Raw genomic sequence first — 21,776 nt, forward strand, 5'->3', positions numbered from 1 at the left:
TTGAACCCGGCACAACTCCTGCAATAGCCCATTGACCATCCTTGGGCCTTGCGCAGGAGCGACCTTGAATCATCCAATCCTTCCCCTGATCCCGCTATGTGCCGCCTTGGCCCTGGTCGGCTGCGAGCGCGCCGAGCAGCGTACGGTCCACAGCGACCAGCCGGTGCATGGCGGCACCTTGGTCTACGCAACCGACCGCGAGCCGACCTGCCTCGACCCGCACGTTGCCGGCGACATGCCCCAGGTGTTCGTCGCCCAGCAGTACCTCGACTCGTTGGTGTCGATGGACAGCGACGGGCGTATCGGCCCGTGGCTGGCGACCCGCTGGGAGGTGTCCGCCGACGGCTTGCGCTACACCTTCCACCTGCGCCGCGACGTGCGCTTCACCGACGGCACGCCATTCAACGCCGAGGCGGTCAAGGCCAACCTCGACCATATGGCCGATCCCAAGACCCAATCGAGCACGGCCGGCGGCTATATCCGCCAGTACCGTGGCACCGATGTGATCGACGACTACACCGCCGTGGTGCGCCTGGCCACGCCCTATGCGGCGTTCCTCGAAGTCTTGGCCCAGGGCTTTCTGGGTATCCAGTCACCCACCGCGCTCAAGCGCAGCCGTGACCAGAACTGCGAAAGCCCCGTGGGCAGCGGCCCGTTCAAGGTGGCCCGTTGGGACCGGCAGAACCAGGTCGAGCTGGTCCGTAACCCGGACTACAACTGGGCGCCGCCTACCGCCAAGCATCAAGGCCCAGCGTATCTGGAGCGGATCGTCTGGAAGTTCATCCAGGAGCCTTCGGTGCGTTTTGCCTCGCTGCAGGCGGGCGAGGTGGATGTGATCGAAACCCTGCCGCCGGAATCCCACGAAGCCGCGCGGCGCAACCCAGACGTTGAGTTGATCGTCGCCCAGCGCCCTGGCAACCCCACCAACGGCACCTTCAACATGCGCCGTGCGCCGTTCGACGATATCCGGGTGCGCGAGGCGTTCGTGCGCAGCGCTGATGTCGAGGGCGCGCTCAAGAGTGTCTACTTTGGCGAGTTTCCGCGTGCTGCCGGGCCACTGAGCGTGGCCACGCCGTTCTACAGCGGCGATTTCGAAGACAGCCAGAATTACCAGCCGGCCCGTGCGGCGAAGTTGCTCGATGAAGCTGGCTGGACCGGGCGCGACGCCGACGGCTACCGCACCAAGGATGGCAAGCGCCTGAGCGCCACCGTGCTGATCGGCGCGCGCACACCGCCCTCGGAGCTGACCTTGTGGGAGCAGGTCCAGGCCACCACCCGCCAGGTCGGCCTGGAGCTGGTGCTGGACCAGATGAGCGACGCCCAGGTCACCGCGCGCCAGGCGGCCTGGGACTACGACATCCGCACCGGCTACTGGAATACCAATACCCCCGATGTGCTGCGGATCATCTTCAGCTCGGCGTTCGTCCAGCCTGCGGGCGTCGGTGGCTACCACCAGAACTCCTCGGGCTATGCCGACCCCGGCTTCGATGCCTTGCTCGAAAGCGCCCTGGCCACCCAGGACCCCGAGCAGCGCCGGGCCCTCTATCACCGGGCGCAACAGCAGGCGGCCGCGCAGTACCTGCAACTGAACACCTACCCGCAAAGCACGCGCCTGGGCATCTACAAGACCGCCCACGGCGTGCGCCTGGAGCCGTCGTTGGCGGTGACTTATCTGTATGACGCATGGGTGAGCAAATGAGCAGCGCAACTTCCCTGGCAGTGACCGACCCACGCCGCGAACGCCTGGCCGCCCTGGGCCGACGCGCCGTCATCCGCCTGGCCGGTGGCGTGCTGGTGCTGTGGGCCGTGGCCAGCTTGACCTTCTTCGCCCTGCGCTTGATGCCGGGCGATCCGGTGTTGGCGATCCTCGGCGGTCCCAGCGCCAACCCAAGCCCGGAGACGATCGAAGCCACGCGCAAGGAATACGGCTTGGACCAGCCGCTGGCGGTGCAGTACGTGTTCTACCTCGGCCGCCTGCTACAGGGCGACCTGGGCGTGTCCTACTCGCAACACCAGCCGGTGACCCAGGTGTTGGCCGAGCAGGGCGGGGCAACCCTTGAGCTGACCGTGGCGGCGCTGCTGCTGGCCTGGTTGCTGGTGTTGCTGCTGACGGTGGTGACCGCCGGGCGCGGCAGGCTGGTCGGTGGCCTGGCGTCGATGGCCGAAACCCTGAGCGCGGCATTACCGCACTTCTGGCTCGGCGTGGTGCTGCTGGCGGTGTTCGCCTTTGGCCTGCGCTGGTTCCCGCCGGCGGGCAGCGACAGCTTGGCGAGCCTGGTGCTGCCGGCGTTTTCCCTGGCCATCCCGCTGGCCGGCTTCATTGCCCAGGTAACCCGCGAATCGCTCGAACTGACCCTGGACCAGCCGTTCATCCTCACCGCCCGCAGCCGCGGCTTGAGCGACCTGGCCGTGCGCTTTCGGCATGCCCTGCGCCATGCGCTGCTGCCGGGGGTGTCGTTGTCCGGCTGGGCGATTGGCGCGCTGATCAGCGGCGCGGTGGTGTGCGAGGTGATCTTCTCGCGCAAAGGCGTCGGCCGTCAGCTGTATCAAGCGGTGCAAGTGCAGGACCTGCCACTGGTGATCGGCATCAGCCTGGTGGTGGCTGCCGGCTACGTGCTGGCCAACATTCTGGTCGACTTGCTCTACCAGTGGATCGATCCCCGTCAACAGGAGGCCAAGCCATGAGCGAACTGATCCTTGAGCGGGCGCAGGCCCCGCTGCGCCGGCAACGGCGGCTGCACCTGCCGCCGCTGGGTGCGAGCCTGGCCCTGGTGTTTCTCGCCGGGTTGCTGCTGGCGGCCCTGGCGCCGCAGCTGTTCACCCATATCGACCCACTGGCCATCGTGCCCCGCGAAGCGTTCCAGCCGCCGAGCTGGGCGCACTGGCTGGGCACCGATCAGTCCGGTCGCGATATCTTCGCCCGGGTCATCCACGGTGCCCGCCAGAGCCTGCTGATCGGTGTGGCGGCCACGGCCTTGTCGATGGCCATCGCCATCAGCCTGGGGCTGCTTGGGGGGCTGGGCGGGGCCAAGCTCGACCGTGGGGTCGGCTGGTTGCTGGAAGTGCTGTTCGCCTTTCCCAGCCTGGTGCTGGCGCTGCTGTTCGTGGCGGTGTTCGGCAGCGGCATCGGCCCGCTGATCGTCGCCACCGGCCTGGGCGGCGCCCCGGGCTATGCGCGGATGGTCCGCGGCCAGGTGCTGGCGGTGCGCAATGCCGGCTACATCGAAGCGGCGCGGGCGCTCGGCCATCCGACCTCGCGGATCATTGTGCGCCAGCTCCTGCCCAACGCCATGCGGCCGCTGATCGTGACCCTGACCATGGGCGTCGGCCAGGCCATCGTCTGGGCTTCGGCCTTGAGTTTTCTCGGCCTTGGCGCCCGGCCACCGGCACCGGAGTGGGGCACCATGCTGTCGATGGGCCGCGACTTCATCGCCAACGCCTGGTGGCTGACCTTCTTCCCAGGGCTGTTCATCGTGCTGACCACCTTGGCCACCACGGTGACCGGCCGCTATATCCAACAACGCCTGGAGGGCCGCCTGCCATGACTGACAAGACCCTGATCGTCGAGGGCCTGACGGTGTCCTTCGCCGGCAACAGCGTGGTCCGCGACGTGAGCTTCACCCTGGCCCCGGGGCGCTGCGTGGCGCTGGTCGGTGAATCGGGCTCGGGCAAGAGCGTCAGCGCGCGTAGCCTGGTCGGGCTGACCGGGCCCAACAGTGAAGTGACCGCGCGCCAGCTGAGTTTTGCCGGCCATGACCTGCTCGATTTGAGCGAACGCCAATGGCGCCAGGTGCGCGGCAAGGACATCGGTTTCGTGCTGCAGGATGCGTTGGTTTCGCTCGACCCCTTGCGCCCGGTCGGCAAGGAGATCCTCGAAGTGCTGCAGACCCATCGCTACGGCGACCGCCAGCAGCGCAATGCGCGGGTGCTGGAGCTGCTGGAGCGGGTCGGCGTGCCGGACGTTGCCCTGCGCGCCCGTCAGCGCCCGGGGCAGCTGTCTGGCGGCCTGCGCCAACGCGCGCTAATCGCCAGCGCGCTGGCCCTTGACCCTGCGCTGGTGATCGCCGATGAGCCGACCACGGCCCTGGACGCCACGGTGCAGGCGCAAATCCTTGAAGTGTTCCAGCAGATCAAGGCGCGTGGCGCATCGCTGTTGATCATCAGCCATGACCTGGCGGTGGTCGCCCAGCTGGCCGACGAGGTGCTGGTGCTGCGCCACGGCGAGGTGGTGGAGCAGGGGCCGATGCAGCAGGTCTTGCGCCAGCCCCGGCATGCCTACACCCAGGCCTTGCTCGCGGCAGTGCCGGCCGAGCACCCGCGCGGTACGCGGCTGTCGCCACAGCCAGCGGGCGTAACCCGCCCCGCCGTTGCCCGCGGGCATGGCGATGTATTGTTGCAAGGGCGCGGCCTGGGCAAGCGCTATGCCGGCCCCGATGGCCTGGTGCGGCAAGTGGTGCAGGGGGTTGATTTCACCCTGCGCGCCGGGCGCACCCTGGGCATCGTCGGTGAATCCGGCTCTGGCAAGACCACCGTCGCGCGTATCGCCCTGGGCCTGCTGAGCCCCGACGAGGGCCAGGTGCTGTACCGCGGCCAGCCCTGGAACTTGCCGGGCGAGGCGGTCAGCGAAGCCAGCCGACGGCCGCTGCGGCGCCAGATCAGCGTGATCTACCAAGACCCGCTCGGCTCGTTCGACCCACGCTGGAGCGTGGCGCAGATCCTCGACGATGCCCTGCAAGTGGCGGGTATCGATACTGCCGCGCGACCGGCGCGCATAGCCTTGCTGCTTAACCAGGTGCGCCTGCCAGCAGAGCTTGCCCAGCGCCGGCCATTGCAACTGTCGGGCGGCCAGCGCCAGCGGGTGGCGATCGCCCGGGCGATTGCCAGCGAACCCCGCCTGATCATCTGCGACGAGCCGGTCTCGGCGCTGGATGTCTCGGTGCAGGCCCAGGTGCTCGACTTGCTGGCTGACCTGCAGGACGAGTTGGGCCTGGCCTACCTGTTCATCTCCCATGACCTGGGGGTGATCCGCCATGTCAGCGACGACGTGCTGGTGATGCGCCATGGCCAGGTGGTCGAGCAGGCGCCCGTCGAGCAGCTGTTCGAGCGCCCTGAACATGAATACACCCGCCGCCTGCTCGGCTCGGTACCGCGCCTGCCGGGCGCCGGCGCCGAACTGGTAGTGCCGCCGCTGGACCTGGAACACGAAGCCTTCGACCTGTTCGATGAATCACGACTGTGGAAAATTGCCATCTAAGGACTGCCCCATGACCACCTTTCAACGTTTCCCTGCCCAGGCGCCCGTTGCCACTGTCGCCGCACTCAAAGCGCGTATCGCAGTCTTGCTGCCGGAGATCGCCGCTGGCGCTGCCCTGCGCGAACGCGAGCGCAGCCTGCCGCATGCGGCCATCGCCCAGCTCGCCGCCGCTGGGCTGTACACCGTGCGCATTCCCCAGCAATACGGCGGCCCGGGCGGCAGTGTCAGCGATGTGATTGAGCTGTTGCTGCAGGTGGCCTCGGTCGACTCCAACGTTGCCCAAGCCCTGCGCCCTGGCTTTGCCTTCGTCGAGGGGCTGTTGGCCGCAACCGCCGAAGGCGCCGAACAGGAGCGTGAGCGTTGGTTCGCCCGCTACCTTGAGGGCGCGGTGATTGGCAATGCCGGTTGGGAACTGGGCGGCGCCAATGGCGCCATCGCCGCACGCCTGGTGCGCGAGGGCGACCATTTCCGCGCCAACGGCAGCAAGTTCTACAGCACCGGGGCGCTGTTCGCCGACTATGTCAGCGCGGTGGCCTTGGATGAGGACGAACAACCGGTGTCGTTCATCCTGCCGCGTGACCGTGAAGGCCTGGAGCTGGTCGACGATTTCGACGCCATGGGCCAACGCCTGACCGCCAGCGGCACCACCCATTTGCACAACGTGCGGGTCGAGGCCAGTGATATCCGCACGCGCACGGTGCAAGACGGCCAGCGCACCATCGTCACGCCGTTCTTGCAGCTGTTTCTCGGCACCGTGCTGGCCGGGATCGCCCGCAATGCCTTGAACGATGCCAGTCAGTTTGCCCGCGAGCACGCCCGGCCGATCAAGCACAGCAGCGCCAGCCGCTCGGTCGATGACCCTTACGTCGAGCTGTCGGTAGGCGATATCGCGGCGCGCGCCTTTGGCGCCGAGGCGCTGGTGCTCAAGGCAGCAGCGAGCATCGACCGGGCCTGGACCGCACAGCTTGACGAAGCCGCAGTCGAGCAGGCCGCCCTGGACGTGGCGCAAGCCCAATACCTGGTGGCGGAGTTGGCCCTCAAAGCCGCCGAAACGCTGTTCGACGTCGGCGGCGCCTCGACCACTGGCCGCCAGCACAACTTCGATCGACACTGGCGCAATGCCCGCACCGTGGCCAACCACAACCCGCGTCACTGGAAGGCGGCGGTGGTGGGCGCCTGGCAACTCAAAGGCACCCGGCCACCTGTCTCGGGGCTGTTTTGACGGCACAGCCGGCCGCCCTGGTCGGCCATCTGCAAAGCCCCAAGGTGCCGGTGATCATCGGCGCCGCACTGTTCATGGAATTGCTCGACAGCACCGCGGTGATGACCGCGCTGCCGAGCATGGCGGCGGATTTTGGCGAGCCGGGCCTGCGCATGAACCTGGTGGTGTCGCTGTACATGCTGGCCTTGGCCCTGTGCGTGCCGCTCAGCGGCTGGGCCGCCGAGCGCTTTCGCCCGCGTCAGGTGATGTTGCTGGCAATGGGGCTGTTCACCGCTGCATCACTGGCGTGCGCCTTGGCCGAGTCGCTCTGGCAGCTGTGCCTGGGACGCATGTTGCAGGGCGCGGCGGGGGCGCTGATGACGCCGGTGGGGCAGGTGATCATTCTGCGCTGGTCGAGCCGCGAGCAATTGCTCCAGGCCATGTCCTGGCTGGCCTTGCCTGCCTTGGTGGGGCCGCTGCTGGGGCCGTTGCTGGGCGGTTTGTTGGTGACGGCGCTGTCGTGGCACTGGATTTTCTTGATCAACTTGCCGATCTGCCTGCTGGGATGCCTGCTGATCCTCAAGCACGTTCCTGACTTTCCCCCGCGCGCGGTGCCACCGCTGGATGGGCGCGGCTTGCTGCTCAGTGGCGGCGCACTGGCCATGCTGGTATTGGGCCTGGAGTCGCTCGGGCTGGGCCAACTGCCACGGATGTGGGCCTTGGCCTTGATCGGCGGCGGCGTGGCTTGCGCCTTGGGTTACCTGCTGCATGCGCGGCGCCATCCCAATCCGCTGGTTGACCTGTCGCTGCTGCGCCTGCGCAGCTTTGGCGTGACCCAGGCCGGCGGCGGGCTGTTTCGCCTCGGTTCGGCGGCGCAACCCTTCCTGCTGGTGCTGTTGTTGCAAAACTGCCTGGGCATGAGCCCGATGGCTGCGGGCTGGCTGGTGGTCAGCGGCGGCGTCGGCGCCTTGTTGATGAAGCTACTGGCAGTGCCGCTGGTGCGCCGTTACGGCTATCGCCAGGTGCTCAGCTGCAATGCCGTGCTCAGTGGCGCTGGGATTGCCCTGTGCGCCTGGTTCGACCGGGATACGGCGATCTGGTTGATGGCGCTGGTGTTGTTCGTCGCAGGGCTGGTGCGCTCGTTGCAGTTTTCCACCCTGGGGGCGGCAAGCTATCAGGACGTGCCGGGGGAGCGCTCGGCTGCTGCCACCTCGCTTTCGTCGATGTCGGGGCAGTTGACCATGGCCATGTCGGTGAGCCTGGCGGGGTTGATGCTGGGGGTGTTGGCGGGGGTGGACGGAAGGGCGGAGACGTCGGTGGCGGATGTCACCACGGTCATGCTGGTGTGTGCGGGGTTGTGCGGGGTATCGGGGATGGTGTTTCGGCGTTTGGCCAATTGAGGTAAGCGGCCTCCAGGGCCTCATCGCGGGGCAAGCCCGCGCCTACACAATCGGCGAACAACGCGGATCGTGTGGGAGCGGGCTTGCCCCGCGATGAGGTGTTAAAGGGCATCGTGATCAGGCTACATCGACCAGGACGATCTCGCTGTCCTCGATCGCCGTGACGGTCAACAGCGCTTCCTGCTCGATCGCCAGGCCATCCCGGGCATTGACCCGTACCCCATTGACCTCGACCGCGCCCTTGGCCGGCACCAGGTAGCCACGGCGGCCCTGGTCGAAGCGGTACTCTGCGCTTTCCCCAGCTTGCAAGGTAGCCGCCACCAGGCGCGCATCGGTGCGGATGCGCAGTTGCTGCTCATCGCCCTCGCGACCGCTGGCCAGGGTCACGAAGCCTTCGCCGCGCTGGCCTTTAGGGAATGGCCGGGTACCCCAGGACGGCGCATCGCCGACCCGCTGTGGAATGATCCAGATCTGGAAGATCCGCGTATCGACCTGCTCCAGGTTGTACTCGCTGTGCACGATGCCGCTACCGGCACTCATCACCTGGACGTCACCGGCCTCGGTACGGCCTTTGTTACCCAGGCTGTCTTCATGGGTGATGGCGCCTTCACGCACATAGGTGATGATTTCCATGTCGCGGTGCGGATGTGGCGGGAAGCCACTGCCGGCGGCGATCAGGTCGTCGTTCCACACCCGCAGGTTGCCCCAGTGCATCCGGGCCGGATCGTAGTATTCGGCGAACGAGAAGTGATGGTGGGCGTCGAGCCAGCCGTGGTTGGCATGGCCGAGGGTATCGAAGGGTCGCAGTTGCAGCATGATCGTGCTCCTTGAGTCGGTGGAATGGGGCCATGATGCGCGATTGAATGATCGAAAATAAGCGTAAATATCGGCTAAATATGATCGTAATTATAGATATTTAAAGGTGCGGTGTTTTATGCGTTTCATCGCCTAATTCACTGATCTTCAAGCATTCGCTGGTGATTTGTGGCGGATACGGCGAACATGCACAGCTGATTGGATTTTCAACGGAGTGACCGTGCCACACGAGCAGCCCCCTGTCCCAGCGGACCTGTCTCCGCCTGCCCAACTGCCTTGGTTTCGGCGTCTGGCGGCACGCCTGTTGGGCCGTGGCCTGAGTCGTCTGCAAGCGCAGCACCGCGACTCCTGGTTCCTCGGCCACGCCACTGGCCAGCGCAGCGGCCATACCGATGGCCTGCGCGAGGGTTACGAGCGTGGCCGGGCCGAGGGCTATGAGGCCGGGCGCCAGGTTCTGGTGATCCGCGATACTCGCCCCGAAAACCCTGGGGTACCCGGCCAGGACGACAAACTGTTCGATGACTGGCGCCTGCCGCTGAGCGCCGAGCTGAAAAAGCGCTTCAAGGCTGATGTGGCCCAGCGCCTCCCGGCCGAGGCCCAGCCTAGCGCTGCGCAGTGGAAGCTGATTTTCAGCGATACGCCGTCAACCTGTGTGGTGGCCGGGGCGGGCGCGGGCAAGTCGACCTCGCTGGTACTGCGCATCCTGTTGCTGCGCCATTACCTGGGCTATGAGCTCGACGCCATGACCGTGGTGACCTTCACGCGTGAGTCGCGCAAAGACTTCATCAAGCGCTTGCAACAGGTGTTCGCGCTTTGGCAGCTCGACTTGCCAGCGGTCAGCGCTCGCGAGCTGGTGCGTACCTTCCATTCGCGGATCCTGCCGCTGGTTCGCAGCCTGCCTGGCTTTGGCCAACTACGCGCCTTCGAAACCCTGGGCAACGAGATGCCCGCTGGCAGTGAGGACGCCGCCGACAGCAACCCGTTCGACCTGCGCTTGAACGATGCCCAGCGCCAGCAGCTCAACCTGTGTTATCGCGACCTGTTGCGCGACAGCCCGCGTTTCGCCGAGCTGATAGGCGCCTTGCGCCGCGAGGCCTTGCAGCTCAAGCCGCTGGACCCGGACCACCCCGACGTGCAAAAGCGCGTGCAGGTGACCCAATTGGCCGCTCAGCGCGACGAAGAGCTGTGCGACGTGATCGAGGATCTGTGGTTCGCTGCCGGTGCCTGGCCGATCAAGGGCATCGAGCCATGCCGCGAAACCGTGCAGATTCGAGGCTACAGCTTCCATGTGCATGGGCGTTTGCAAGGCCAGGATGGGTGGGTGGTGCTGGGCTTCGACCCTAATGAAAGTGCTCAGTATCAGCGCCCGGGGGCCAAGCTTGCGGTGCGCGCAGAGTGGGCGGTAAAACGCACCTTGTTTCAAGCTTTCTGCGATAAGCCACTGATATGGCTTGATAATTATGCATCGGCTAAGCGCCTGGCAGTCTCCTTGGCGGGCGACGCTGTAGCCGGGCCTGGCTTTGAATACAAGGTCAAGGGCGAGCTGGCGCCGGCGCCCTTGCTGGATGCTTTCGTAGCGGCTGCGAGCTTCATCGAAAACCTCGGCCTGGAAGTGGGCGGCGCGGTTACCGCCATGAGCTTCCCGCCCGGTGACAGCGATGGGCAATTCTTCGAGGCCTTGGCGCTGTACTGGCGAGCCCTGGAAGCGCACCTGCTGGCCCAGTCGCCTCCGGTCATGACCTACAACCGGATGTTTGCCCTGTTTGGCGAGAACAACCCAGAGAACCTGCAACTGCTGCCCGATCCATTGCTGCGCCCGCTGGCGCATTTGATGATCGATGAGTTCCAGGACGTCTCGCCGCAGATCGTCAGCTGGCTGCGCGCCAGCCTCGCCGAGATTCGCCGGCGCGGCCCGGCGATGCATGTGGGGCGTAGCGCCCAGCATTCATCGTTGCTGTGCGTGGGCGATGACTGGCAGTCGATCTATGGCTGGCGCGGCAGCTCGCCGAAGTTTTTCATGGAGTTCACCAAGACCTTCCCGTCACCGGCCAATACCCGGGTGATGCTGGTGGAGAACTACCGCAGCCAGCAGCAGGTTATCGATGCCGCTGAGCATCTGGTCAAAGGCGCGCAGGCGATTGCCGGCAAGAAGGCCCGAGCCAGCGGCGTGGCGGCAGCGCTGCCGTTGTCACCGGTGCGGATTTTCGATCGTGATGAGGCGGCCTTTGGACAGACCGTGATCGAGCACTACGAGCGCGGCGAATCGGTGATGATATTGTTTCGAAAAAGTAGCGATAAGTTACTGATTTCAGAGCATATTCAGGCTGTAGTTAAAGCTGATTCTAGCTTGCCAGCCGAGCAGCGCCGCCTGCGCCAACTGACCTACCACAGCGCCAAGGGCTTGCAGGCCGATGCGGTGTTCATGCTCGGCGACTGCCAGTACCTGACCAGCTCGCCGTACAAGAACCAGGTCTATCGTCTGGCCGATCTTGGCCGCGCTGGCGACGCCCAGCCGTTCGATACCGCGCAGAAAGAAGAAGTGCAGCGCCTGGCCTACGTGGCGGTGACCCGCGCAGTCAGGCACTGCTACTGGCATGTGGAGGCGGCTTCTGGCGAGACCGCCAAGTTGCCGCGTGCCTCCAGCCAGGTTGATGGCCGGCAGGTGTTCTTCGAAGACCTGCGCGGCCAGTAGTGGGATGTCAGATTAGCTGTTGGGCCCTCGGTTGTTACGATCCAGGGCGGCGGTCAGGCGCAGCTGGAGTGCGTGCTCAGCGCGCTCCTTCGCTTGCTTGAACGACGCCCAGGCATCGATCAGCGCTTGCCCCTCAAGCTCAGCCTGACGCAACTGGCCGTCCTCAATAGGGCTGTGCCCTACCGCGGCGGTCAGCGCCAGGGTTACCTCAGGGGTGAGCGGCCCGTCTGTCAGCTCATACACGCCAGAAAGGTAGTTGGAGCCGTGCAGCCAGGCTTCGGTTAGGGCGCTTAGCTGGTCGCCGTATTCACGCTGAAGAAACAGTTGCCAGGTCGGGTGGCGGACCATCCACTCATGTCGGTTGGCGGGCACACTATCGAGCTCGTAAACCCGTTGCTCGACGTTGTATTCGATGGTGCTGGTGATCATTGCCGTCTGCCGATAGAGCATGCCCTGGCTTGGCTCAGGGAAGTCCAGCAAGGCTTCGGGCGCCAGGGCCTGGCGTAAGGCCAACCGAATCTCGATGTCGTCAACCAGCGAGTTGCGCAGGTCTTCGTCGCTGATAGCGTCTTCTGGGGCGAGTTCTGGCAGTTCTGGCAGGTTGTCCACGAGGGCCGCCCGGCGTAGCGCTCTGCGCACGGCGATATTGTCGGCTATAGCGTTGACCTGAGCGCGGCGGAACAGCCTGCGGTAGAAGTTGAAGCTGTATTGCGGCGCAAGATCGGCATACTCGGTTTCGTCGAAGGCCAAAACTTCCAGTTCCAGCGCACTGAACGCATCGGTCCCAGCGTCGCCGCAGGTTGCCGGGTACTCGCGCGCAACCTCTACGATGCGTTGGCGCAACTGGTCATCTTCGGTCACACGCCCCAGCAGCGCCCACACCCGACGATAAAGGCCTTGCGGGTGATGCAGGGCTTCGGCGGAAAGTGTCAGGCGATCCAGAACATCGACCACCGGCTCATTCTCAAGGCTGATCATGAACGCTTCAGCGCGCGCTCGTTGTTGCGCCGAACCCGCCTCCAGCCAGCCACCCTCGCTTTCTGATTCGGACACTGAGTGTTCGATAACGCTGATGCTGGATTCACGCAGCCGCAGGGCTTGACCTTCCTGCAACCTGTTGTAATTGAAGTGCCAACGCAGACCGGCGCGCTCATCGCGTAGGCCCTGCGCATACGGTGTGGCAAGCACAGTCTCAAGGTCAGGTACCAAGGGGATGGCGTTGTCACTCAGGTCAAGATGGCGCAGTTGATAGTTACGTTGACTCATCAAGGTGGTCAGCCCTTCGGGCCAGCTGGTCAACTGGGTTCTGCTCAGATTCAGATGTTCCAGGCGCGCCAGGTAACGTACATCAGGGGCGATTCGCAGCGGATTGCCGGCGAGTTCCAGACGGCGCAGGTGCACCATGTCCTGGAAGTAGGGGGCTGTGCTGGCATCGAGCTCGATGGCATTGCGGTTTAGGTCCAGCAATTCCACGGGCAGCTGAGTCAGCGCTCGCAACTGTTCCGCGCTCAACCGCAAGTCATTGTGACGCAGGCTCAGGCTGCGTAACTGCCGCAGTTGCGTCAGCGTTGGCAGCGCATTTGCCGGTAATGTCGCCATCTGATTATTGCGCAGGTCCAGCTCACGCAGGCGCGTGCTGCGGCGCAACGCCTGAAACAGGGTTGTACTGTCTAGTTCAGGGTTCTGGATGACGCGCAAGCGCTCAAGATTGGGGAAGCTCTGCAGAAACGCTTCGGCCATATGACGCACCCCCGCATCACGCACGGTGATGGCAGTAATGTGCTCCATGCGCGCCGGCAGTGGGGGCAAGGTCTCCAGCTCAATGGATGTCACCTCCAACGTGGCGCCGGTTTCCCGCCGCCAAGCGCTGCGCACAGCATCACTGAACACCTCGCGACTTGCCCGTCGCACATCCCCGACTGCCTGCGACCAGGCACTCAGGCTGCTATCAAGGTTGCGCCATTCTTCCTCTAGGACGTTGAGTTGCGTGGCCAGATCGCCGCGCTGGGTGAGCCGCTGGAGCATTGTTTGGCGCTGGCGGGAGTCTAGTGCGGGGTACAAATCGCGTAGACGCCGTGCGCTAGTGCCTTGTCTGCCGCTCAGGGGATAGCCCACGCGTCCATCGCTTAGGCGCAAGGGCGAACGAAAGCCCGGTCTGATCGCTTGCTGGCCAAGCAGTCGGGCAGCCAGCGGGCGGTCATTAGCCAGTAGCGCAAACAGCTGCGCTGGCGTGGCATTGGCCAGATCCGGTCGCTCAACCAAGAGCGCTTCCTCCAACAGGCGTGTGTCGGCGTTTGCCAGCGTTGGACGGTGCAGGCCGATCAAGGCTCGGTCCAGGCGCACCCGTGATTGCAGCCGCCGCGCTTCCTCGCCAATGCGCAAGGGCACACGACGACCAGCCAGCTGCTTGCGCTCAAGTGGGGTGGCGTGCTCGACGATTTCCTCAAGGGCAGGGTCTGGCAGGCTGGTGAACTGGCGACCCAGTGTCTGCGCGGCTTCACTGAGCGCTGGGCGATGCCCCAGATACAGGCTCTGGAACATGGCTGTGTGCTGGCCACTGAGGTGATCAGCGAGCTTTTTCTGAAGGTTTTGCGCGCGTAGTTCCTGGGAAGTATTCGGTAACAGGGCGCTGGCAGTTTGTTCGTCCATTTGACTCAACACTGCCGTGGCCAGTTCGCCTTGTTCCAAGTTCGTTCGATTCAGCTGGATTTCCACACTGCCTTGGCCATACAGGGTAGAGCTTCCCCATAACTCAGGACCATTAAAGACGCGGATCGCGTGGTCCTGCGGCCAGTTTGGCAGTTCCAGCAGCGCCGGGACCGCGTAATTCTTGTAGGCGGCGAGCGAGCGGCCGTCACCCACGCGGACAATGATGTCGTCTACTTCGTGGTCAAGCCTGAGCCGGGTGAGCGCGTCTACAAGCAGCGCCGGTGCGGGTTTTGCGCGCATATGGGTGTAACGCAAGACATCCTCGTCAAGGCCCGTGCTTCGCATTGCGCTGAGTAGTTGCTGATCAGACAAGTCTGCGCTGGGTGGGCCAAGGCGACGCAGCAGGCGCGTAGTGTCCCAGTCCATGGGCTGCTCATGCTCTACGCGCCAGGCACCTTGCTGGTTGTGGTTCAGCTGCGGGCTGTAGGCGTGTGCGTCCTCGGGATGCTTCAGCCGCCAGCTGTTATCGGCAGCTTTGACCTGCTCATAGAGTTCACCGTCCAAGCGGATGTAGTACTTGCCATCAAGCAGATATTGGCCTTGCTCGTTGGGCTCAAGCGAAGCGGGCAGCTCGACACGGCTGCGGTAGCCAGTGAGGTTGGCTGACCACAGTCGCTCCTCGCCCTCGATCCATACCCTTTTCATGATATCGACGAATCCGGAAGCCTTGATCACTGCAGCCCCGCCAGCAAGGGTACCGACGACTGCAAGATTGACCATGATCGATTCCAGTTGCGCCAAAGCCTCGGCTGTTTCGCCTGCTTCCCAGGCGTGGAGGCCGTGGAAGACGCTTTGCAGGATCTGGCTGGCGCCGACTGCCAACATCACAGTATTCAGCCCCGGGACGAACATGGCGGCGACGTTCAGTACGTTCAGGCCGACCTCATACCAATGTTTCAGGCGTTCCAGTTGCGCTTGGGCGTCCACTGCTGCGGTCGGCACAGCGATGCATGCCGCATCGCCTTTGAGCCGCAGTACATGCAGTTTGTGCAGCGTAGTCCATGGCTGAATGGGTAAGCGCGTGATACTCAGGACAATTTTTGGGGCGCTACGCGGATGCAGGACCTCGCTGCCATTGAGTTCGCGGCGTTCGAACAGCGCGTGTTGCAGTTTTTTGGCCAGCGCAGGCTGGAGTGGGCCGGGGGCAAGGGCATTGATCTGGCGGCGAAACGTAGTTCTGAGCAGCTGTGCTTTGAAACGAGCCATAGCTTCGCGCAGTGACGGGTACTCGCGCAGCGGTTCCTGATCATCGCCTGGGATATAGAGGATCAGCGGGTTGATCTGGTCGGGTTGGTCTGGGCCGATCAGCAGGACTTCGTGCAGGCCGATATCAAACAAACTTAGTCGCCAGCAGTGCAGGGCGGATTGGTTGTAACGCGGCGTCGGCAGATTGTTGCTCAGCTGATGCAGGGCATCCAGGCCGTGGGCCGATAGCAGCCCTTGCAACGAGGCGATCCGAGCCCTGACTCGCAGTTCATCTCGGTTCGCCTCTGACATCAGTGCCTCAAGCGTCTCACCGGCAACGCCGCCATGGATGGCGTCCAGATGCGCTTGATAATGTGCACCCAGGTCCAGCGTTCGGCAATGCTGGATGAACCGCTCCACTGTCAGTGTGGGCAGTGTTCGAGTGTCTGTGGCGCTGTATTGCAGGGTGCTGTAGGGGCCTGCCTGGGAAATACCGGTGAAATTGTGCAGCGCCGCCTCGAGCAAACTGCGCAGCTGTGGTGAGCCCTTAGGGCGGGTGGCGCTGACGTTGGTCTCTCGCTCGGTTGCCACTGGGTATTCAACGTCGATGGGAGATACCCAGCTGTCGCCGATGTCTTCAAAGGGCTGAAAGCTGTACTGGGCTTGATCGACTGGAATGTCGAGGGCCAACCGTTGCTCAAGCAAGGGGGCGCAGAATTCGCTAATGCCTTTGAGCGGTGCCAGTGCCTGTTGCAGAGCTTTGCGGCTTTCATTGCGCTTGGCTATAGCCCTGCGTACGCCATCCTGCCAATCAGGACGAGCGCCGGCAAACCACGGATAGGGCACGCCGTGCTCGTCGATGTAGTCGTTGCGCAGGCTCTGGATCATCTTGCGGGTGTGGCTTGGGTGTAATTGTTTGCTCCACGCGGGCAGCGTGCGCACGATTTGCGCGTGGTGGTAGGCGGGGGTGCTGGTCATGCGGGTGCTCCTGAAAAGTGGAGCCCCATCAAGCCGTAATCGCTGCCACGCCTTGCGGTACATAGCTAGCGCTCGGGGTCGGTGTCGCGCATGTCGCCGTCGGTGACGGGCCAGCAGCTGGCGGCGCACTAGGCGATGGTAGGCTGCCGGCCTGGCGCGTGGGCGTCGGGCGCAGTCATGGAGAGTGCCCATGAGGCCCAAGGATCACCTGCTAGACCTCGACGGCATCGAGATCGCCGTGCGTACCTGGGGACCGGAGGACGGTATCCCGGTGTTGGCCCTGCACGGTTGGCTGGATAATGCCGCCTCATTCGAACGCCTGGCGCCGTTGCTCGATGGCTGCTTCGTAGTGGCACCCGACCTGGTCGGTCATGGCCGCTCCGATCACCGCCGTCACGACAGTGGCTACTACCTGTGGGAGCATGCCGAAGACATGCTGGCAGTGGTCGACAGCCTCGGCCTAAGCCAGTTTCATCTGATCGCCCATGGCATGGGCAGTGGCATCGCCACCCTGCTTGCGGCAATGACCAGTGGCATTGCCAGCATGATCCTGCTCGATGGCATGGGCGCGCCGTTTACCGTGGCCGAGGATGATCGCGTGCAGCATCTGGCCAAGGCCTACCGACTCAAGCGCTTGGTGCGACGCAGTCGCTTGCAGGGCTTCAGCGAGCCGGATGGCAGCCAGTTCGACAGCCTTGACGCGGCATTGCAGCAGCGCCGTAGTCGCCTCGATGGCAATTTGTCGGAGGACGCTGCGCGGCTACTGGCGCTGCGTGACCTGTTGCAGGTCGGCGATGGTTACTGCTGGCGCCATGATCCGCGCCTGGTATTGCCCGAACCCATGCCGCTGACCGAAGGTGAAGCCTGCGCACTGCTGGCGCAGGTCAGCTGCCCGCTGTACCTGATGCTGGGTCGTCAGGGCGCGTTTGCCGGTGACGGTTTCGCCCGCCGTGAGGCGGCTCTGCCGCGCCAGGCCAAGGTCTCCTGGCATCCGGGTGGGCATCATCTACACCTGGAGGCGCCTGAGCGCGCCCTGGTCGACCAGATCTTGCGAGTACTGGCCCGGCATGAGCAGGGGGCGGTGCAGCGGCTGGTCAACGAGTAACACGGGTCTGTTGCCGCAGGCTGTGATGGGCTATGTTGGTGCACTTGTTTCCACGTCGCCATAGGGAGATGCGGCATGCGGCCTTTCACCATCGAACAGATAGACCATCTAGTCCTGCGGGTTAGCGATCTTGAGCGCAGCATCGGCTTTTATCGTGACCTGCTCGGCTGTCAGGTCAGTCGGATTCGCGAAGACCTGGGTATGGTCCACCTGGCCGCCGGTAGCGCGATGATCGACCTGGTGCGCATCGACGGCCCGTTGGGGCTGCCGGGAGGTCGCGCTGCCGCAGATCAGGGGCGCAACCTGCATCACTTCTGCCTGCGCATCGAGCCGTTCGATGAGCAAGCGCTGAGCGACTACCTCAAAGCCGCTGGGGTAATTGTCGAACCGGCCGAGAAGCGCTACGGCGCCCAGGGGGAGGGGCTGTCGCTGTACTGCTTCGATCCCGACGGCAACCAGGTCGAGCTCAAAGGGCCGGTGCAGGACAAGCCATGATGCAGCTGCAGGTCAGGCAGCACTGGATCGCAACTGCGCAGGGGCGGTTGTTCGCCCAGGACTGGACGCCCCAGGGCGAGCAGGGCGTGCCGATCATCTTGTTGCATGATTCGCTCGGCTGCGTGGCGCTATGGCGCGAGTTTCCCGAGCGCTTGGCGCGCGCTACCGGGCATCGAGTGATCGCCTATGACCGGCTCGGCTTTGGCCGCTCCGATGGCCACCCTGGCCAGCTGCGCCTAGGCTTTGTCGAAGCGCAAGCCGAGCAGGAATTTACCGCGCTGCGCAGCCAGCTGGGCATCGATGCGTTCATCGTCTTTGGCCACAGCGTCGGTGGCGGCATGGCGATCAGTTGCGCGGCACGCTTTGCCGAGCACTGCCAGGGGCTGATTACCGAATCGGCCCAGGCCTTTGTCGAGGCCCGCACCCTTGCCGGGATTCGCGCCGCCGATCGCCAGTTCGCCGAGCCTGGGCAGATCGAACGGCTGAGCAAGTACCACGGTGACAAGGCCCGCTGGGTGTTACGCGCGTGGGTAGACAACTGGTTGTCCGACGCTTTCGCCGGCTGGAATCTGGATGCAGTGCTGGCCCAGGTGCGCTGCCCACTGCTCAGTTTGCACGGCGATCTGGACGAGTTCGGCTCCGACGCCCATCCGCGCCGCTTCATCGCCATGGCCGGCGGACCGAGTGTGATGCAGATGCTGCCCGGCTGTGGGCATGTGCCTCATCGCGAACATGAAGACGTGGTGTTGAGCGCCGTCAGGCAGTTTCTGGCCTGAGCATGCCGTGATTCATCCGCCGCCTGCGCTGTAGCTGGTGAAGGGCGCGGCCTGGCGGGTGGATATCCGCGCAAAGCCGATTATGCTTGAGCTTACCTTGCTGCGATCCGAGGCGGTTCGTCTCGTCGTGCTTCGCGCAACCGTGAGCCAAACAAGCCCAAGGGCCAGGGTGCGGTGTTGATCTTTGAGGTACTCAGGCCTTCAAGAACAAGACGGAGGCAACCCATGGCGGTTATCGACAGCACATCGACGGGCAGCGCGCCCCAACGCGGCATCACCCGGGAGGAGCGCAAGGTCATCTTCGCCTCATCCCTAGGCACAGTGTTCGAATGGTACGATTTCTACCTGTACGGCTCACTGGCCGCGATCATTGCCAAGCACTTCTTCGCCGGTGTCAACGAAACCACCTCATTCATCTTCGCCTTGCTGGCCTTTGCCGCAGGCTTTGCCGTGCGCCCGTTCGGCGCCATCGTGTTCGGTCGGCTGGGGGATATGATCGGGCGCAAGCACACCTTCCTGATCACCATCGTCATCATGGGCCTGTCCACCGCGATCGTCGGCGTGTTGCCCAGCTACGCGAGCATTGGCGTGGCGGCGCCGGTCATCCTGATAACCTTGCGTCTGCTGCAAGGGCTGGCGCTGGGCGGTGAGTACGGTGGCGCGGCGACTTATGTGGCCGAGCATGCGCCCAAGGGCAAGCGCGGTTTCTTCACCTCGTGGATCCAGACCACCGCCACGCTGGGCCTGTTCCTGTCGCTGCTGGTGATTCTCGCGTGCCGCACCGTGCTTGGCACCGAGGCCTTCGAAGCGTGGGGCTGGCGCATCCCGTTCCTGCTGTCGATCCTGCTGCTGGCGATCTCGGTGTATATCCGCTTGCAGCTCAACGAATCGCCGGTGTTTCTCAAGATGAAGGCCGAGGGCAAGTCATCCAAGGCACCGCTGACTGAATCCTTCGCCCGCTGGGACAACCTCAAGGTGGTGATCATGTCGCTGCTTGGCGGCACCGCCGGCCAAGCGGTGGTGTGGTACACCGGCCAATTCTACGCGCTGTTCTTCCTCTTGCAGACGCTCAAGATCGACCCGCAGGCGGCCAACTTGCTGATTGCCGGTTCACTGCTGATCGGTACGCCGTTCTTCGTCATCTTTGGCAGCCTGTCGGATCGGATCGGGCGCAAGAAGATCATCATGGCCGGCTGTATCATCGCTGCGCTGACCTACTTCCCGATCTTCAAAGCCCTGACCGAATACGGCAACCCGGACGTGTTCGTAGCCCAGGAGCAGAACCCTGTGGTGGTGGTCGCCGACCCTGACCAGTGCTCGTTCCAGTTCGACCCGGTCGGCAAGGCCAAATTCACCAGCTCCTGCGACATCGCCAAGAGCCTGCTGGCCAAGCGCGCGATTCCCTATGAGAACCAACGTGCCGAGCCTGGCAGCGTGGCCCAGATCCGCATCGGCGAGCGGGTGATCCCAAGCTTCGATGGCCGGACGATGGCGGCGGCAGACTTCAAGGCGCAGAACGATGCCTTCACCGCCACCCTCGGTGGCGCGCTGAAAGAGGCGGGGTATCCGGAGAAGGCCGACCCGGCCAAGATCCATTACCCGATGGTGCTGTTGCTGCTGACCATCCTGGTGATCTACGTGACCATGGTCTACGGGCCGATCGCCGCCTGGCTGGTGGAGCTGTTCCCGACGCGTATCCGCTACACCTCGATGTCGCTGCCATACCACATCGGTAATGGCTGGTTTGGTGGCTTCCTGCCAACGGTGGCATTTGCCATGGTCGCAGCCACCGGCGACATCTATTACGGGTTGTGGTACCCGATCGTGATTGCAGTGATGACGGCGATTCTGGGGATCTTGTTCCTGCCGGAAACCAAGGATCGCGATATCACTTGATAGCTCTCTGGGCGCTATCGACGGTACTGCCTGGTATTACTTGGCGATGCCGTCGGTAGGGCCAGTCGCTCAAGCGAAATCCCCGCGCAGGGTAAAGGCATAGCTGGTATCGACCCCGGAGGCGTCGCCGCGGCTCCAGGACTTTTTCAACAGGAACTCGAAGGTCGGCTCGTAGAGCCCGTCGCGCTTGACCGCACCAGCGAGCACCTCAACGTTGTACCAGCCGTTTTCCAGCTCGATGATCGGCCGATTCGGCATCTGGTAGCGCGCCAGCAGGTCGCCCAAGGTCTTGTTGGTGAAGTGCTGGAGGATTCTCCAGGTGAACAGCATCACTGCACGGTTTTCTACCCGCAGTACATAGCCACCGCGCCGATGTTGCAAGCGGCTGCCCGCTTCGAGCAGGGCCGGGTTGTCTTCATCGACACTGAAAATGATCGTGTAGGGCAGGTTCTCGATGCCGGCCAGGGGCAGGACCACCCCTTCAAGGACTGCCTGATCGCCGCTGTCGTTGTGGGTGAACTCGTAGGCCAGGTCATCAGGCAAGTCGTTTTCCTGCTTGAAGCGTGCTAGCAGCTGGATGTCACCGAGCAGGAAGTAATCGACCAGGTCGTTGAGCACTTCGTTGAACTCATAGCGCATGGTGTTTTCCTTGTTCTGGATGCGCTGGGGGTCTTGAGACTGTAGCGGAAGGCTGGGTAGGTGTCAGTACCGGCATCCGCGCTGGGAAATTGCCGGTACTGCGGGGGGGGGATGGCTGATTAATGGCGCTGGGCGATCTGGATCAGGTTGCCACAGGTATCGTCGAACACCGCGACGATGACCGGGCCCAGGTCGGTGGGTGGCTGGGTGAACTCGACCCCGGCCTTGCACAAGCGGGTGTACTCGGCGTGGATATCGCGTACGCCGAACGAGGTGGCGGGGATGCCGTCTTGCTTGATGGCGGTCTTGTACGCCTTGGCGGCGGGATGGGCGTCGGGTTCGAGCAACAGCTCGACGCCGTTGGGGTCATTGGGGGAGGTAAGGGTGAGCCAGCGGTGGCGGCCCATGGGGATGTCGTGCTTGGGCTCGAAGCCCAGTACGTAGTGGTAGAACGCCAATGCCTTGGCTTGATCGTCGACAAGAATGCTGGTGACCACAATCTTCATGGGGCACTTCCCTCTGTGACGGGTTTTGTTTTTCTTCAAGTAAAGCTGGTATGGCTGAGTTAACCAGGCTTCGTCGCTGCGCTGTCGCAGAAGCCGAAGCCAAGCATTGAGTTCTGCTTTTGTG

15 protein-coding genes are annotated in these 21,776 nt (G+C 63.9%); 11 read left to right on the top strand and 4 right to left on the bottom strand.

Annotated elements, in window-relative coordinates; translation table 11 throughout:
* Positions 1–106: 106 nt before the first annotated feature.
* The 6 genes from HU737_RS08720 to HU737_RS08745 are packed head-to-tail and all read left to right on the top strand — an operon-like array spanning position 107 to position 7,855.
* Positions 107–1,699 (top strand): ABC transporter substrate-binding protein, encoded by a 1,593-nt coding sequence (locus HU737_RS08720; protein ID WP_225915679.1) that lies wholly within the window; start codon positions 107–109, stop codon positions 1,697–1,699.
* Complete coding sequence (locus HU737_RS08725) at positions 1,696–2,685, top strand: ABC transporter permease (RefSeq protein ID WP_225915596.1); 990 nt, start codon at positions 1,696–1,698, stop codon at positions 2,683–2,685. Before HU737_RS08720 ends, HU737_RS08725 begins: the two co-directional genes overlap by 4 nt.
* A complete protein-coding gene (locus HU737_RS08730; protein ID WP_186553285.1) occupies positions 2,682–3,545 on the top strand; it encodes an ABC transporter permease in 864 nt (287 codons plus the stop codon). Before HU737_RS08725 ends, HU737_RS08730 begins: the two co-directional genes overlap by 4 nt.
* Positions 3,542–5,254, top strand: coding sequence for a dipeptide ABC transporter ATP-binding protein (locus HU737_RS08735; protein WP_186553284.1), 1,713 nt, complete (start codon positions 3,542–3,544; stop codon positions 5,252–5,254). The genes HU737_RS08730 and HU737_RS08735 overlap by 4 nt, the downstream gene beginning before the upstream one ends.
* A gap of 10 nt (positions 5,255–5,264) precedes the next feature.
* Positions 5,265–6,476 (top strand): acyl-CoA dehydrogenase family protein, encoded by a 1,212-nt coding sequence (locus HU737_RS08740; RefSeq protein ID WP_186553283.1) that lies wholly within the window; start codon positions 5,265–5,267, stop codon positions 6,474–6,476.
* A complete protein-coding gene (locus HU737_RS08745) occupies positions 6,473–7,855 on the top strand; it encodes an MFS transporter (protein WP_186553282.1) in 1,383 nt (460 codons plus the stop codon). The genes HU737_RS08740 and HU737_RS08745 overlap by 4 nt, the downstream gene beginning before the upstream one ends.
* Before the next feature lie 117 nt (positions 7,856–7,972).
* Here HU737_RS08745 and HU737_RS08750 read toward each other — a convergent pair whose 3' ends face one another.
* Positions 7,973–8,671: a pirin family protein gene (locus HU737_RS08750; RefSeq protein ID WP_186553281.1), complete on the bottom strand. Its 699-nt coding sequence runs from the start codon at positions 8,669–8,671 to the stop codon at positions 7,973–7,975.
* A gap of 220 nt (positions 8,672–8,891) precedes the next feature.
* Here HU737_RS08750 and HU737_RS08755 point away from each other — a divergent pair, with 220 nt between their 5' ends.
* Complete coding sequence (locus HU737_RS08755) at positions 8,892–11,363, top strand: UvrD-helicase domain-containing protein (protein WP_186553280.1); 2,472 nt, start codon at positions 8,892–8,894, stop codon at positions 11,361–11,363.
* 12 nt (positions 11,364–11,375) lie between these two features.
* On the opposite strand, the gene HU737_RS08760 is transcribed toward HU737_RS08755, so the two are convergent.
* Complete coding sequence (locus tag HU737_RS08760) at positions 11,376–16,235, bottom strand: dermonecrotic toxin domain-containing protein (protein WP_186553279.1); 4,860 nt, start codon at positions 16,233–16,235, stop codon at positions 11,376–11,378.
* Positions 16,236–16,425: 190 nt separating this feature from the next.
* Between HU737_RS08760 and HU737_RS08765 the strand changes: the two genes are divergently transcribed.
* From HU737_RS08765 to HU737_RS08780, 4 genes are all read left to right on the top strand, one after another.
* The gene (locus tag HU737_RS08765) at positions 16,426–17,340 is read left to right on the top strand and encodes an alpha/beta fold hydrolase (RefSeq protein WP_186553278.1); all 915 of its coding nucleotides are present in this window, start codon (positions 16,426–16,428) and stop codon (positions 17,338–17,340) included.
* Between the two features lie 75 nt (positions 17,341–17,415).
* Complete coding sequence (locus HU737_RS08770) at positions 17,416–17,835, top strand: VOC family protein (RefSeq protein WP_186553277.1); 420 nt, start codon at positions 17,416–17,418, stop codon at positions 17,833–17,835.
* Complete coding sequence (locus HU737_RS08775) at positions 17,832–18,611, top strand: alpha/beta fold hydrolase (protein WP_186553276.1); 780 nt, start codon at positions 17,832–17,834, stop codon at positions 18,609–18,611. Before HU737_RS08770 ends, HU737_RS08775 begins: the two co-directional genes overlap by 4 nt.
* Positions 18,612–18,836: 225 nt before the next feature.
* Positions 18,837–20,507 (top strand): MFS transporter, encoded by a 1,671-nt coding sequence (locus tag HU737_RS08780; RefSeq protein WP_186553275.1) that lies wholly within the window; start codon positions 18,837–18,839, stop codon positions 20,505–20,507.
* A 69-nt stretch (positions 20,508–20,576) separates the two neighbouring features.
* Here the strand turns inward: HU737_RS08780 and HU737_RS08785 are convergent, their stop codons facing one another.
* Positions 20,577–21,146, bottom strand: coding sequence for a hypothetical protein (locus HU737_RS08785; protein WP_186553274.1), 570 nt, complete (start codon positions 21,144–21,146; stop codon positions 20,577–20,579).
* Between the two features lie 119 nt (positions 21,147–21,265).
* Complete coding sequence (locus HU737_RS08790; RefSeq protein ID WP_186553273.1) at positions 21,266–21,652, bottom strand: VOC family protein; 387 nt, start codon at positions 21,650–21,652, stop codon at positions 21,266–21,268.
* Positions 21,653–21,776: the final 124 nt, after the last annotated feature.

Origin of the sequence: Pseudomonas urmiensis (genome assembly GCF_014268815.2) — a bacterium.
Classification (GTDB): domain Bacteria; phylum Pseudomonadota; class Gammaproteobacteria; order Pseudomonadales; family Pseudomonadaceae; genus Aquipseudomonas; species Aquipseudomonas urmiensis.

Excerpts from the sequence above, each read along its gene's own strand:
- HU737_RS08765 (WP_186553278.1), top strand. The coding sequence starts at position 16,426 with ATGAGGCCCAAGGATCACCTGCTAGACCTCGACGGCATCGAGATCGCC.
- HU737_RS08730 (WP_186553285.1), top strand. The coding sequence starts at position 2,682 with ATGAGCGAACTGATCCTTGAGCGGGCGCAGGCCCCGCTGCGCCGGCAA.
- HU737_RS08770 (WP_186553277.1), top strand. The coding sequence starts at position 17,416 with ATGCGGCCTTTCACCATCGAACAGATAGACCATCTAGTCCTGCGGGTT.
- HU737_RS08775 (WP_186553276.1), top strand. The coding sequence starts at position 17,832 with ATGATGCAGCTGCAGGTCAGGCAGCACTGGATCGCAACTGCGCAGGGG.
- HU737_RS08760 (WP_186553279.1), bottom strand. The coding sequence starts at position 16,235 with ATGACCAGCACCCCCGCCTACCACCACGCGCAAATCGTGCGCACGCTG.
- HU737_RS08740 (WP_186553283.1), top strand. The coding sequence starts at position 5,265 with ATGACCACCTTTCAACGTTTCCCTGCCCAGGCGCCCGTTGCCACTGTC.
- HU737_RS08790 (WP_186553273.1), bottom strand. The coding sequence starts at position 21,652 with ATGAAGATTGTGGTCACCAGCATTCTTGTCGACGATCAAGCCAAGGCA.
- HU737_RS08780 (WP_186553275.1), top strand. The coding sequence starts at position 18,837 with ATGGCGGTTATCGACAGCACATCGACGGGCAGCGCGCCCCAACGCGGC.
- HU737_RS08785 (WP_186553274.1), bottom strand. The coding sequence starts at position 21,146 with ATGCGCTATGAGTTCAACGAAGTGCTCAACGACCTGGTCGATTACTTC.
- HU737_RS08735 (WP_186553284.1), top strand. The coding sequence starts at position 3,542 with ATGACTGACAAGACCCTGATCGTCGAGGGCCTGACGGTGTCCTTCGCC.
- HU737_RS08750 (WP_186553281.1), bottom strand. The coding sequence starts at position 8,671 with ATGCTGCAACTGCGACCCTTCGATACCCTCGGCCATGCCAACCACGGC.
- HU737_RS08725 (WP_225915596.1), top strand. The coding sequence starts at position 1,696 with ATGAGCAGCGCAACTTCCCTGGCAGTGACCGACCCACGCCGCGAACGC.